Genomic DNA, 12,278 nt, shown 5'->3' with positions numbered 1-12,278 from the left:
TGATTTACACCTCGTAATCCATCTCTTCTTCACCGTGTAGCGGTATCAACTGGACTTTTTGCACGCGATGGTTTTCTACCTGCAGAGTTTTTAGTCGGTAGTCGCCAACCTGAACTTCCTCTCCGGTTTTTGGAATACGCTGTAAATATTCCATCAAAAGCCCGGCAATGGTGTGATATTCACGTTTTTCATCTAACGGAATAGGGACATACTGCACCAGATCTTCCAGCGGCATGTGACCGTTGGCTGTCCACGAACCATCGGCATTTTTCTGGATATCATGGCGGGCATCAATCTCCTCTACCTCATTTGGCAGATTACCGGCGATGGTTTCCATTACGTCACTGAGCGTTACGATCCCTTCGACAGAACCAAATTCATCTGCAATAAAAGCGAAGTGCGTGCGGGCATTACGGAACTGCTCCAGCGCCGGAAGCAGCGGCAGGGTTTCCGGGAACACCAGCGGCTGACGAATCAGGACGCGTAAGTCGAGCGCCTCGCCGCGCAGGGACTGCTGCAGCAGATCGATGACATGTACTACGCCCAGCAGCTCTTCCTCCTCGTCTTCCCCGGTAACAACCAGGCGCGTATGCTGATTTTTTTCCAGTAAAGCGCGAATTTCTGCTTCGGGTGCGTTGAGATCGACGTGTTCAATATCGTGGCGTGAGGTCATGATGCTGCTGACGGTACGCTGATTAAGATTCAGTACGCGCTCAATCATCCGCCGTTCCTGGGGCGCAAAAATCTGACCCTCCTGGTGATCCGCCAGCATAGCAGCGGTTTCGGCATCCAGTTCGGCATCTTCTTTTTGACCGCTCAGCAGCCTCATCACCGCCTCGGCAGTGCGCTGGCGCAAGGTATGGTTGGCTGACAGGAAGCGACGACGGTTAAAGATTGCCAACTGGTTCAAGGCTTCGATCATAACCGAGAAGCCGATAGCGGCGTACAGGTAACCTTTCGGGATATGGAAACCGAACCCTTCGGCGACCAGGCTGAAACCAATCATCAGCAGGAAGCTTAGGCACAGAATGACGATGGTTGGGTGGCTGTTGACAAAGCGAGTCAACGACTTACTGGCGAGCATCATCAGGCTGATGGCGATAATCACCGCCGCCATCATCACCGCCAGGTGATCGACCATCCCGACGGCGGTAATGACGGAATCCAGAGAGAAGATGGCGTCAAGCACCACAATTTGCGCGACCACTCCCCAGAACTTAGCGCCTTTACGCTGGGTGGGATTGTCGCTGTCTTTGCCTTCCAGCCGTTCGTTTAGCTCCATTGTGGCTTTAAACAACAGGAAGAAACCGCCAAACAGCATAATCAGATCGCGCGCACTGAAACTGAGGCCGCGAATGCTGAACAGTGGCGTTGTCAGCGTCACCAGCCAGGATATTGATGCCAGTAGCAGCAGTCGCATGACCATCGCCAGCAGGAGCCCGGTAATACGCGCCTTATCCCGCTGGGCAGGAGGGAGTTTCTCCGCGAGGATGGCAATAAAAACAAGATTATCAATGCCAAGAACAAGTTCGATCACGATTAGCGTGACGAGTCCGGCCCAGATTGACGGATCGGCAATCCATTCCATAGTAAATGCTATACCCATAGTTGTATGACAATTGTCACAATTCGATCATGGGTAAAACTGGCGGAAAATGCAATGCCGGAAAGGGATTTCTCTGGCGGTTATATCAGGATGCCTGCGGGATAATAGCCGTAATGTAACTACAGGAAATAAATTTCTTTAGCCAATTATATTTAGGAAATATCGCAGGTGGCGTATTTTTTTAGTCATGCTGTCAATATCGATAAAATCCTAAAAACATATAAATTCCACGCTTAATATTAATCTTAAAAGCAAGTGAACGGAGGCTTGTTATCTTGCCTGCTATTCACTTAGCTGCAACAATTCTTGCGGTAATAATCAAAAGATAATATTTCCTCATTAACCGGTGACGTTATTCCCGATGCGTTGCTGTTCTGAATATGATGAAAATAAAGGAGAAGATAAAAATTTAAATTAATCAGTGCATTGGTAGCTAATGAAGCCAGGGGCGGTAGCGTGTCTGGTCACCTGAAAACAAGCCTAAATTATTCTGTCAAGAGACCGCAGATGAATCCATTATTTTTAGGACTGATGCCAGTTAAATTCCTTTTCAATTAACGGCAAGGTAAATGTGTACAGGCGAAGCCACTATTTAGAACGCACGTGATAATTACTCTGCCAAAGTGATAAATAATCAATGATGAACTCCAAACTTAAATTGATACCAGTCCTGGTATCGGTAATCTTGATAAACGGTTGTACCGTGCTTCCGGGCAGCAATATGTCTACGATGGGCAAAGATGTGATTAAACAGCAGGACGCTGATTTTGATATCAATCGGATGGTGAATGTTTATCCACTGACCCCGCGACTGGTCGAGCAATTACGTCCTCGTCCGAATGTTGCACAGCCTAACATGTCGCTGGAGCAGGAGATTGCAGGATATCAGTATCGGGTCGGTCCAGGCGATGTCCTGAATGTGACCGTCTGGGATCATCCTGAACTAACAACCCCGGCCGGGCAGTATCGTAGCTCAAGCGATACCGGCAACTGGGTGCAGCCTGATGGCACCATGTTTTACCCCTACATTGGCAAAGTCAGCGTGGTGGGAAAAACGCTGGCAGAAATTCGTAGTGATATTACCGGGCGCTTAGCGAAGTACATTGCTGACCCGCAGGTGGACGTTAATATCGCCGCTTTCCGCTCGCAGAAGGCTTATGTCTCCGGGCAGGTGAATAAATCTGGCCAGCAGGCCATCACCAACGTACCGCTTACCATTCTTGATGCCATTAACGCCGCAGGTGGTCTCACCGAGGCGGCTGACTGGCGCAATGTTGTACTGACTCACAAAGGGCAGGAGCAACGAATTTCACTGCAAGCGCTGATGCAAAATGGCGACCTGAGCCAGAACCGTCTGCTCTATCCTGGCGACATTCTGTTTGTTCCGCGTAATGACGATTTGAAAGTCTTCGTGATGGGGGAAGTGAAGAAGCAGAGCACCCTCAAAATGGACTTCAGCGGTATGACGCTCACCGAAGCGCTTGGCAATGCGGAAGGTATCGATCTGACCACCTCCAACGCCAGCGGCATTTTCGTTATTCGTCCGTTGAAAGGCGAAAGCGGGCACAACGGCAAGATCGCCAATATCTATCAGCTTGATATGTCCGATGCGACTTCGCTGGTGATGGCGACGTCATTCCGACTCCAGCCTTACGATGTGGTGTATGTCACGACCGCGCCGGTTGCCCGCTGGAACCGTTTGATCAATCAGTTGCTGCCGACCATTAGCGGTGTTCGCTATATGACGGACACGGCCAGCGACCTTCACAACTGGTAATCGTCATGTTTAACAAAATATTGGTTGTCTGTGTGGGGAACATTTGCCGTTCCCCGACGGCAGAACGCTTGTTAAGGAAGTTTCATCCGGCGTTGACGGTCTCTTCTGCAGGTCTCGGGGCGCTGGTGGGTAAAGGTGCGGATCCCTGTGCTATTAGCGTCGCGCAGGCGCACAACCTGTCACTGGAAAATCATTGTGCCCGCCAGATCTCAGGACGCATGTGCCGGGAGTATGACCTGATCCTGACTATGGAAAAACGCCATATTTCAGCCCTGTGCGAAATGGTGCCGGAGATGCGCGGCAAAGTGATGCTTTTTGGTCACTGGGACAGCGAACGTGAAATTCCCGACCCATACCGTAAAAGTCGGGATGCGTTTGACGCGGTGTACGCATTACTTGAACGGTCTGCCCGCCAGTGGGCTCAGGCATTGAACGCGGAGCAGGGAAAACAATGACAGAAAAAGTAAAACAGTCTGCCGCGCCGGTTACGGGCAATGATGAAATAGATATTGGTCGTCTGGTAGGAACGGTGGTGGAAGCTCGCTGGTGGGTGCTTGGTATTACGGCGACGTTTGCGTTATGTGCGGCGGTCTACACGCTGTTTGCCACGCCGATCTACAGTGCGGATGCGCTGGTGCAAATTGAGCAAAATACCGGGAATTCCCTGGTGCAAGATATTGGCTCGGCGTTGTCGAATAAACCGCCGGCTTCGGAAGCGGAAATTCAGCTCATTCAGTCACGGCTGGTACTGGGAAAAACGGTAGACGATCTCAATCTGGATATCGCGGTGACGAAAGATACATTTCCGATTTTTGGCGCAGGCTGGGATCGGTTGATGGGGCGCCAGAATGAAACCGTTAATGTCACCACCTTTACGCTGCCAAAGGCGATGAAGGAACAGACTTTTACGCTAAGCGTGTTGAACGATAAAAGTTATCAATTAGTCAGTGATGGGGGATTTAGCGCCCGCGGTCAGGTTGGGCAACTGTTGAATCACGATGGCGTGACGATGCTGGTTGAGGCGATTCATGCCAGCCCTGAGAGCCAATTTACCGTCAGCAAATTTTCCACATTGGGCATGATTAACACCCTGCAAAATAACCTGATGGTGACAGAAACCGGCAAAGATACTGGCGTATTGAGCCTGACTTTTACCGGCGAAGACCGCGAACAAATCCGCCAGATCCTCGACAGTATTACCCGCAACTATCTGCAACAAAACGTAGAGCGTAAGTCAGAAGAGGCCGCTAAAAGTCTGGCGTTTCTGGCAAAACAGTTGCCTGAGGTGCGTAACCGGCTGGACGTTGCCGAAAACAAGCTGAATGCCTTCCGTCAGGATAAAGACTCCGTGGATTTACCGCTGGAAGCTAAAGCGGTGCTCGATTCCATGGTAAATATCGATGCGCAGCTCAACGAACTGACCTTTAAAGAAGCGGAAATCTCCAAGTTATTCACCAAAGCGCACCCGGCGTATCGCACATTGCTGGAAAAACGCCAGGCGCTGGAAGATGAGAAAAGCAAGCTGAACGGGCGTGTTACGGCAATGCCGAAAACGCAGCAGGAAATTGTCCGGCTGACCCGCGATGTGGAGTCCGGTCAGCAGGTCTATATGCAGCTGTTAAATAAGCAACAGGAACTGAAGATCACCGAGGCGAGTACGGTCGGAGATGTGCGCATCGTCGATCCTGCGATTGCCCAGCCAGGCGTGCTGAAGCCGAAAAAGGCGTTGATTATTCTCGGTAGCATTATTCTTGGTTTGATGCTTTCGGTGGTGGGCGTATTGCTGCGTTCCCTGTTTAATCGCGGCATTGAAAGCCCGCAGGCGCTGGAAGAGCATGGCATCAGCGTTTATGCCAGCATCCCGCTTTCAGAATGGCAAAAAGCGCGCGATAACGTTCAGACCATTAAAGGTGTGAAGCGTTACAAACAAACCCAGTTACTGGCTGTGGGGAATCCAACGGATCTCGCCATAGAAGCGGTCCGTAGCCTGCGTACCAGTCTGCACTTCGCCATGATGCAGGCGCGCAACAACGTGTTGATGCTGACCGGCGTCAGCCCGTCGATAGGTAAAACATTTGTCTGCGCTAACCTGGCGGCGGTCATTAGCCAGACCCACAAGCGCGTGCTGTTGATCGACTGTGACATGCGCAAAGGCTATACCCACGAACTGCTGGGTACCAGTAACGTCAACGGTCTGTCTGAGATCCTCGTCGGTAAGGGGGATATCTCCTCCAGCGCGAAACCGACCTCCATTGCGAATTTTGATCTGATCCCTCGCGGACAAATACCCCCTAATCCATCTGAGCTTCTGATGAGTGAACGCTTTGGCGAACTGATTACGTGGGCCAGCGAGCACTATGACCTGGTCCTGATAGATACCCCGCCAATACTGGCGGTGACCGATGCGGCAATTGTTGGCCGCCATGTCGGCACCACGCTGATGGTGGCGCGTTATGCGGTCAATACGCTGAAAGAGGTGGAAACCAGCCTGAGTCGGTTTGAGCAAAATGGTATTCAGGTTAAAGGGGTGATCCTGAACTCGATCTTCCGCCGTGCCAGTGGCTATCAGGATTACGGTTACTACGAATACGAGTACACGTCGGATTCGAAATAGATAACGAACAGCAACGCATATCGAATGTAGGCCTGATAAGCGTAGCGCCATCAGGCAACTTTATTTGGGAAACGAAAATGACGACAGAAAACCCACTCATTTCAATTTATATGCCAACCTGGAATCGCCAACAGCTGGCCATTCGGGCGATTAAATCGGTGTTGCGCCAGGACTATCCTCACTGGGAGATGATCATCGTGGATGACTGTTCTTCCTCGTATGAGCAACTACAGCAGTTCGTTGAGGAACTGAACGACCCACGCGTGTGCTATACGCATAACGCGACGAACTCTGGGGCCTGCGCGGTACGCAATCAGGCCATCATGCAGGCTAATGGGCAATATATTACGGGTATTGATGATGATGATGAATGGACGCCGAATCGCCTGAGCGTGTTTCTGCAGCATCGTCATCAACTGGTTACGCACGCGTTTCTGTATGCCAATGATTATGTTTGTGAAGGCGAAGTGTATTCGCAACCGGCCAGTCTGCCGCTCTATCCGAAGTCAGTTTACTCCCGACGCAAGTTTTACAAGCGCAATATTATTGGTAATCAGGTGTTTACGTGGGCATGGCGTTTTAAAGCATGCCTGTTCGATACCACACTGAAAGCCGCGCAGGATTACGACATTTTTCTCAGGATGGTGGTGGCGTACGGCAAACCGTGGAAGGTCAAAGAGGCGACGCAGATCCTGCATGTGAACCACGGTGAGATGCGCATTACCTCGTCACCGCATAAATTCTCCGGCTACTTTCAGTTCTATCGTAAGCACAAAGGTAAATTTGACCGGGCGAGTAAGAAATATCAGCTGTTTACGCTCTATCAGATCCGCAATAAACGAATGAACTGGCGCACGCTGCTGACGTTGCTTTCCATTCGCAACAGTAAGCGTCTGGCCGACGGACTGCGAGGACGCTAAGTATGCTGGAAGATTTACGTGCGAACGGCTGGAGTCTGCGCCCCTGCTGTATGGTAGTGGCCTATCGGATTGCCCATTTTTGCTCCGTCTGGCGTAAAAAAAATATCTTGAACAACCTGTGGGCTGCGCCGGTGCTGGTGTTGTATCGCCTGATCACTGAATGCCTGTTTGGTTATGAAATTCAGGCCGCTGCATCTATCGGTCGTCGTTTCACTATCCATCATGGTTATGGCGTAGTGATCAATAAACACGTGGTGGCAGGGGACGATTTAACCCTGCGCCACGGTGTCACCATTGGCAATCCTGGCGGCAAAGATTTGTCCTGTCCGGTCATCGGTAACGGTGTCGAACTGGGGGCCAACGTCACTGTGCTCGGCGATGTCGCTATTGGCGATAACGTGACCATTGGCGCCGGGAGCGTGGTAGTGGATAGCATCCCTGACAACACGCTGGTGGTGGGCGAGAAAGCACGAGTGAAGGTAACAAAATGAATATCTTACAATTTAATGTGCGACTCGCAGAAGGTGGAGCGGCAGGTGTGGCGTTAGATCTGCATCTTCGCGCGCTGGCGAAAGGGTTGACGTCACGCTTTGTGTACGGCTATGGCAAAGGCGGCAAGAAAAGCGCCAGCCACGGTAATTATCCGCATGTTATCAAACATACGCCGCGCCGAACGTCGGCGGCGAATATTGCGCTATTTCGTTTCGCTAACCGCGACCTGTTTGGCAATCTTAACAGTTTATATCGTACGGTGACCCGCACATCCGGCCCGCTGGTACTGCATTTTCATGTGCTGCACAGTTACTGGTTGAACCTGGAAGAGGTCGTGACCTTTTGCGAAAAGGTGAAGGCGCATAAACCGGACATCACTTTTGTCTGGACGCTGCACGATCACTGGAGCGTGACCGGGCGTTGCGCTTTCACAGACGGGTGTGAAAGCTGGAAAACCGGCTGCCAGAAATGCCCGACGTTAAGCAATTATCCGCCGGTAAAAATCGACAAAGCCCATCAGCAGGTGCCCGCTAAGCGGCAGAGGTTTCGCGACATGTTAGCGCTTGGCTGCCAGTTTATCTCTCCCAGCCAGCATGTGGCCGACGCGTTCAACAGTCTGTATGGCATGGGGCGCTGCCGCATTATTAACAACGGTATTGATGTGGCAACCGAAGCCATTCTTGCCGAACTGCCCGCCAGACATGAAACACACGGCAGACCGAAAATCGCGGTGGTGGCTCATGACCTGCGCTATGACGGTAAAACCAATCAGCGCCTGGTGCAGGAGATGATGGCGCTCGGGGAAAAAATTGAGCTGCATACCTTCGGCAAATTTTCTCCCTTTGCTGGCGATAACGTCATCAATCATGGCTTCGAAAGCGATAAGCGAACGTTGATGAGCGCGCTTAACGAGATGGATGGACTGGTGTTCAGCTCCCGCGTTGATAATTACCCGCTGATTCTGTGCGAAGCGCTTTCCATCGGGGTACCGGTGATTGCTACGCACAGCGAGGCGGCACAAGAGGTACTGGCGAAAGCGGGCGGTAAAACGTTCAGTGAAGCGGATGTATTGCGGCTGGTACAACTGAAAAAATCAGACATTGCGCAGGCGGTATTCGACACGTCGCTTGCCGCGTTCAGCCAGCGCAGCCGGGTGGCATACAGTGGACAACAGATGCTGGAGGAATATGTCTCGTTCTATCAGAATCTGTAGCTATCTGCTGCTACCGCTGCTTTATCTGCTGGTTAACGTCAAACTTGCCCAGCTTGGCGAGAGCTTCCCGATAACGATTGTCACATTCTTGCCCGTTCTGCTGTTGCTGTTTGTCGAGCGCATCAATATTAAAAAATTAATGATTGCGCTGGGCGTGGGGGGAGGGTTGACGGCGTTTAACTACCTGTTCGGTCAATCGCTGAATGCCAGTAAGTACGTCACGTCCGCGATGCTGTTTGTCTATACCGTGGTGATTATTGGCATGGTGTGGAGTATTCGCTTCAAAACCATTTCGCCGCATAACTATATTAAGATCCTGCGCTTTTTCTGGCTGGTTGTCGGGCTGGTGGTAGGGTTAGCGGCAGTTGAAATGGCGCAGATCATTCTCAGCGGCGGCAGCAGTTTAATGGAAGTTATTTCGAAATATCTTATTTACAGTAACAGCTATGTTCTGAACTTTATTAAGTTTGGCGGAAAACGCACCACTGCGCTTTATTTCGAACCGGCATTCTTCGCTCTGGCGTTAATCTCAATTTGGCTCAGTATCAAACAGTTTGGTATCAAAACGCCTAAGTCCGATGCTATGATTCTGGCAGGGATAATATTATCAGGGTCGTTTTCCGGGGTGATGACGTTTATTTTGTTTTATCTCCTGGAGTGGGCGTTTCAGTACCTGAATAAGGATGCGATAAAAAAGAAGTTGCCGCTGGCGATAATCTCATTAAGCGTGTTTTTAGTCGGTGTGATATTTGCGTTTCCGTACATCGCAACGCGCCTTGGGGATTTAGGCACCGAGGGGTCGTCATCGTATTATCGAATCGTGGGACCGCTAGTGATGGTCGGTTATTCGTTAATGCATGTTGATGGCGTCGTAAGATTCGGTTCGCTTTATGAATATGTCGCGTCATTCGGAATTTTTAACGGTGCGGATGTGGGTAAAACGATAGACAATGGTTTGTATCTGCTGATTATTAATTTTTCGTGGTTCGCCGTGATATTAACCCTGTGGTATATGGGGAAAGTCATGAAGATGATGTTCACTGCTTTTGGCGATAATCAGAATTATCGGGTGCAGCTATATCTTTTTACGCCGTTGTCGATGTTTTTTACAGGGTCAGTATTTAGTCCGGAATACGCTTTCTTAATTGTGTGTCCGTTTATTTTGCGCAAGGCGCTGAATATCGCGAGGTAAATCACATGCTGCTTAGTATTATTACCGTCGCCTTTCGCAATCTGGAAGGGATCGTCAAAACTCACGCCTCGCTGGCACACCTGGCGCAGGCAGGCGATATCAGTTTTGAGTGGATTGTTGTTGATGGTGGCTCCTCTGACGGTACGTCGGCGTTTCTTGAAGGTCTCGGTGGAGAGCACCGGTTACGGTTTGTCAGTGAACCGGATAACGGCATTTATGATGCGATGAACAAAGGCATTGCGATGGCGCGCGGGCGCTTTGCGCTGTTCCTCAATTCCGGGGATATTCTGCATGCCGATGCGGCTCAGTTCATCCGCCAGTTAAAAACGCAGAGTGATAAAGCCATGGTTATCGGCGACGCGTTGCTGGATTTTGGCAATGGCAACAAAATTAAGCGCCGGGCAAAGCCGGGTTGGTATATTTATCACAGCCTGCCTGCCAGCCATCAGGCCATCTTTTTTCCGCTCTCAGGACTGAATGTCTGGCGCTATGATTTGCAATATAAAATATCGTCCGATTACGCGCTGGCTGCCAGACTATATAAATCTGGTTACGCTTTCAAAAAACTGGACGGGCTGGTGTCGGAGTTTTCGATGGGCGGAGTGTCAACGACGAATAATCTGGAATTATGCCGCGATGCAAAAAAAGTTCAGCGGCAGATATTACATATGCCAGGTTTTTTGACTGGGGTTTCTGAATATTTACGGCTGCGTACAACCGGTAAAACAAAAACTTTATATGGCAAAACGTAAGGGCACATTATGCAGGATTTAAGCGGCTTCAGCGTGCCGAAAGGTTTTCGCGGTAGCGGTGTCATTAAAGTGCAATTATGGTGGGCGGTACAGGCGACACTGTTTCGCTGGTCACCCCAGGTAATGTATCGCTGGCGTGCGTTTTTATTACGCATGTTCGGTGCGAAAATAGGAAAAAACGTAGTTATTCGACCTTCAGTAAAAATTACTTATCCGTGGAAATTAACCCTGGGAGATTATGCCTGGGTGGGTGATGACGCGGTTTTATATACGTTGGGTAATATTACGATTGGCGCACACGCGGTTATTTCGCAAAAAAGTTATTTATGTACCGGAAGTCATGATTACGCCAGCCAACATTTTGATATTAACGCCACACCGATTGTGGTTGGCGATAAATGCTGGCTGGCGACAGATGTCTTTGTCGCGCCTGGCGTGACGATTGGCGATGGCACCGTCGTTGGAGCACGCAGCAGCGTATTTAAATCGCTGCCAGCAAATGTCGTTTGTCGGGGAAACCCCGCAGTAGTCACGCGCGAACGCGTCGAGAAAGTTACTCCCTGAGGGGATCATTTAAGAGGTAATAACATGTCAAAAGTCGCTCTCATCACTGGCGTAACCGGGCAGGATGGTTCTTACCTGGCAGAATTCCTGCTGGAAAAAGGGTATGAAGTGCACGGCATTAAGCGTCGCGCTTCATCATTCAACACCGAACGTGTGGACCATATCTACCAGGATCCACATTCAAGCAACCCCAAATTCCATCTGCACTATGGCGATTTAACGGATTCATCCAACCTGACCCGTATTTTAAAAGAGGTCCAACCGGATGAGGTCTATAACCTGGGCGCCATGAGTCATGTCGCGGTGTCGTTTGACTCACCGGAATACACCGCGGACGTCGATGCAATAGGTACGTTGCGTTTGCTGGAGGCTATCCGCTTCCTTGGTCTGGAAAAGAAGACCCGTTTCTATCAGGCCTCCACCTCAGAACTCTACGGCCTGGTACAGGAAATTCCGCAGAAAGAGACCACGCCGTTTTACCCGCGTTCGCCCTATGCGGTGGCTAAGCTCTACGCCTACTGGATTACCGTTAACTACCGCGAATCCTACGGTATGTATGCCTGTAACGGCATCCTGTTTAACCACGAATCTCCACGCCGTGGTGAAACTTTCGTCACCCGTAAAATCACCCGCGCCATTGCCAACATCGCTCAGGGTCTGGAGTCGTGCCTGTACCTGGGCAACATGGATTCGCTGCGTGACTGGGGGCATGCCAAAGATTACGTCAGGATGCAGTGGATGATGCTGCAGCAGGATCAGCCGGAAGATTTCGTCATTGCCACCGGCGTGCAATATTCCGTGCGTCAGTTTGTAGAAATGGCGGCGGCGCAACTGGGTATCAAACTGCGTTTTGAAGGTGAAGGCGTGAATGAAAAAGGCATTGTGGTTTCCGTGACCGGACACGATGCGCCAGGCGTGAAACCTGGGGACGTGATAATCGCCGTCGATCCGCGCTATTTCCGTCCGGCAGAAGTAGAAACGCTATTGGGCGACCCGGCCAGAGCACATGAAAAACTCGGCTGGAAACCGGAAATTACGCTGCGCCAGATGATCTCTGAAATGGTCGCTAACGACCTTGAAGCAGCGAAGAAACATTCCCTGCTGAAGTCGCACGGTTACGAGGTTGCCATCGCGCTGGAGTACTGAGG

11 protein-coding genes are annotated in these 12,278 nt (G+C 50.6%); 10 read left to right on the top strand and 1 reads right to left on the bottom strand.

All coding sequences use genetic code 11. The annotated features are described in order from the left end of the window. Positions 1–4 precede the first annotated feature (4 nt). Positions 5–1,588 (bottom strand): TerC family protein, encoded by a 1,584-nt coding sequence (locus tag JSN25_RS19280; protein WP_069323487.1) that lies wholly within the window; start codon positions 1,586–1,588, stop codon positions 5–7. Between the two features lie 655 nt (positions 1,589–2,243). Between JSN25_RS19280 and JSN25_RS19275 the strand changes: the two genes are divergently transcribed. The 10 genes from JSN25_RS19275 to gmd all read left to right on the top strand — a co-directional run bounded on the left by JSN25_RS19275 (position 2,244) and on the right by gmd (position 12,276). Further along, a complete protein-coding gene (locus JSN25_RS19275; RefSeq protein ID WP_038641800.1) occupies positions 2,244–3,383 on the top strand; it encodes a polysaccharide export protein in 1,140 nt (379 codons plus the stop codon). Between the two features lie 5 nt (positions 3,384–3,388). Further along, complete coding sequence (wzb, locus tag JSN25_RS19270; RefSeq protein WP_038641798.1) at positions 3,389–3,838, top strand: low molecular weight protein-tyrosine-phosphatase Wzb; 450 nt, start codon at positions 3,389–3,391, stop codon at positions 3,836–3,838. After that, a complete protein-coding gene (wzc, locus tag JSN25_RS19265; protein ID WP_087855953.1) occupies positions 3,835–5,997 on the top strand; it encodes a tyrosine-protein kinase Wzc in 2,163 nt (720 codons plus the stop codon). The genes wzb and wzc overlap by 4 nt, the downstream gene beginning before the upstream one ends. A gap of 77 nt (positions 5,998–6,074) precedes the next feature. Further along, positions 6,075–6,917 carry a colanic acid biosynthesis glycosyltransferase WcaA gene (gene wcaA, locus JSN25_RS19260; RefSeq protein WP_069323489.1) on the top strand — a complete coding sequence of 281 codons (843 nt, stop codon included), beginning with the start codon at positions 6,075–6,077 and terminating at the stop codon, positions 6,915–6,917. A 2-nt stretch (positions 6,918–6,919) separates the two neighbouring features. Next, positions 6,920–7,408 carry a colanic acid biosynthesis acetyltransferase WcaB gene (wcaB, locus tag JSN25_RS19255; protein ID WP_038641791.1) on the top strand — a complete coding sequence of 163 codons (489 nt, stop codon included), beginning with the start codon at positions 6,920–6,922 and terminating at the stop codon, positions 7,406–7,408. Next, positions 7,405–8,622: a colanic acid biosynthesis glycosyltransferase WcaC gene (gene wcaC, locus JSN25_RS19250; RefSeq protein ID WP_204525262.1), complete on the top strand. Its 1,218-nt coding sequence runs from the start codon at positions 7,405–7,407 to the stop codon at positions 8,620–8,622. The genes wcaB and wcaC overlap by 4 nt, the downstream gene beginning before the upstream one ends. Continuing rightward, positions 8,597–9,814 (top strand): colanic acid polymerase WcaD, encoded by a 1,218-nt coding sequence (wcaD, locus tag JSN25_RS19245; RefSeq protein ID WP_204525261.1) that lies wholly within the window; start codon positions 8,597–8,599, stop codon positions 9,812–9,814. The genes wcaC and wcaD overlap by 26 nt, the downstream gene beginning before the upstream one ends. Before the next feature lie 5 nt (positions 9,815–9,819). Further along, a complete protein-coding gene (wcaE, locus tag JSN25_RS19240) occupies positions 9,820–10,566 on the top strand; it encodes a colanic acid biosynthesis glycosyltransferase WcaE (RefSeq protein ID WP_087855957.1) in 747 nt (248 codons plus the stop codon). Positions 10,567–10,575: 9 nt separating this feature from the next. Continuing rightward, a complete protein-coding gene (wcaF, locus tag JSN25_RS19235; RefSeq protein WP_204525260.1) occupies positions 10,576–11,130 on the top strand; it encodes a colanic acid biosynthesis acetyltransferase WcaF in 555 nt (184 codons plus the stop codon). 24 nt (positions 11,131–11,154) lie between these two features. Then, a complete protein-coding gene (gene gmd / locus JSN25_RS19230) occupies positions 11,155–12,276 on the top strand; it encodes a GDP-mannose 4,6-dehydratase (RefSeq protein WP_038641779.1) in 1,122 nt (373 codons plus the stop codon). Positions 12,277–12,278: the final 2 nt, after the last annotated feature.

Origin of the sequence: Citrobacter cronae (assembly GCF_016893685.1) — a bacterium.
Classification (GTDB): Bacteria; Pseudomonadota; Gammaproteobacteria; order Enterobacterales; family Enterobacteriaceae; genus Citrobacter; species Citrobacter werkmanii.
The sequence above is the reverse complement of the archived record's forward strand: the minus strand, read 5'-3'. Positions and strand labels throughout refer to the sequence as shown.

Bases quoted from the DNA above. Each gene is read 5' to 3' on its own strand.
- wcaD (WP_204525261.1), top strand. From the start codon at position 8,597: ATGTCTCGTTCTATCAGAATCTGTAGCTATCTGCTGCTACCGCTGCTT.
- JSN25_RS19280 (WP_069323487.1), bottom strand. From the start codon at position 1,588: ATGGAATGGATTGCCGATCCGTCAATCTGGGCCGGACTCGTCACGCTA.
- JSN25_RS19275 (WP_038641800.1), top strand. From the start codon at position 2,244: ATGATGAACTCCAAACTTAAATTGATACCAGTCCTGGTATCGGTAATC.
- wcaB (WP_038641791.1), top strand. From the start codon at position 6,920: ATGCTGGAAGATTTACGTGCGAACGGCTGGAGTCTGCGCCCCTGCTGT.
- gmd (WP_038641779.1), top strand. From the start codon at position 11,155: ATGTCAAAAGTCGCTCTCATCACTGGCGTAACCGGGCAGGATGGTTCT.
- wcaE (WP_087855957.1), top strand. From the start codon at position 9,820: ATGCTGCTTAGTATTATTACCGTCGCCTTTCGCAATCTGGAAGGGATC.
- wcaC (WP_204525262.1), top strand. From the start codon at position 7,405: ATGAATATCTTACAATTTAATGTGCGACTCGCAGAAGGTGGAGCGGCA.
- wcaA (WP_069323489.1), top strand. From the start codon at position 6,075: ATGACGACAGAAAACCCACTCATTTCAATTTATATGCCAACCTGGAAT.
- wcaF (WP_204525260.1), top strand. From the start codon at position 10,576: ATGCAGGATTTAAGCGGCTTCAGCGTGCCGAAAGGTTTTCGCGGTAGC.
- wzb (WP_038641798.1), top strand. From the start codon at position 3,389: ATGTTTAACAAAATATTGGTTGTCTGTGTGGGGAACATTTGCCGTTCC.
- wzc (WP_087855953.1), top strand. From the start codon at position 3,835: ATGACAGAAAAAGTAAAACAGTCTGCCGCGCCGGTTACGGGCAATGAT.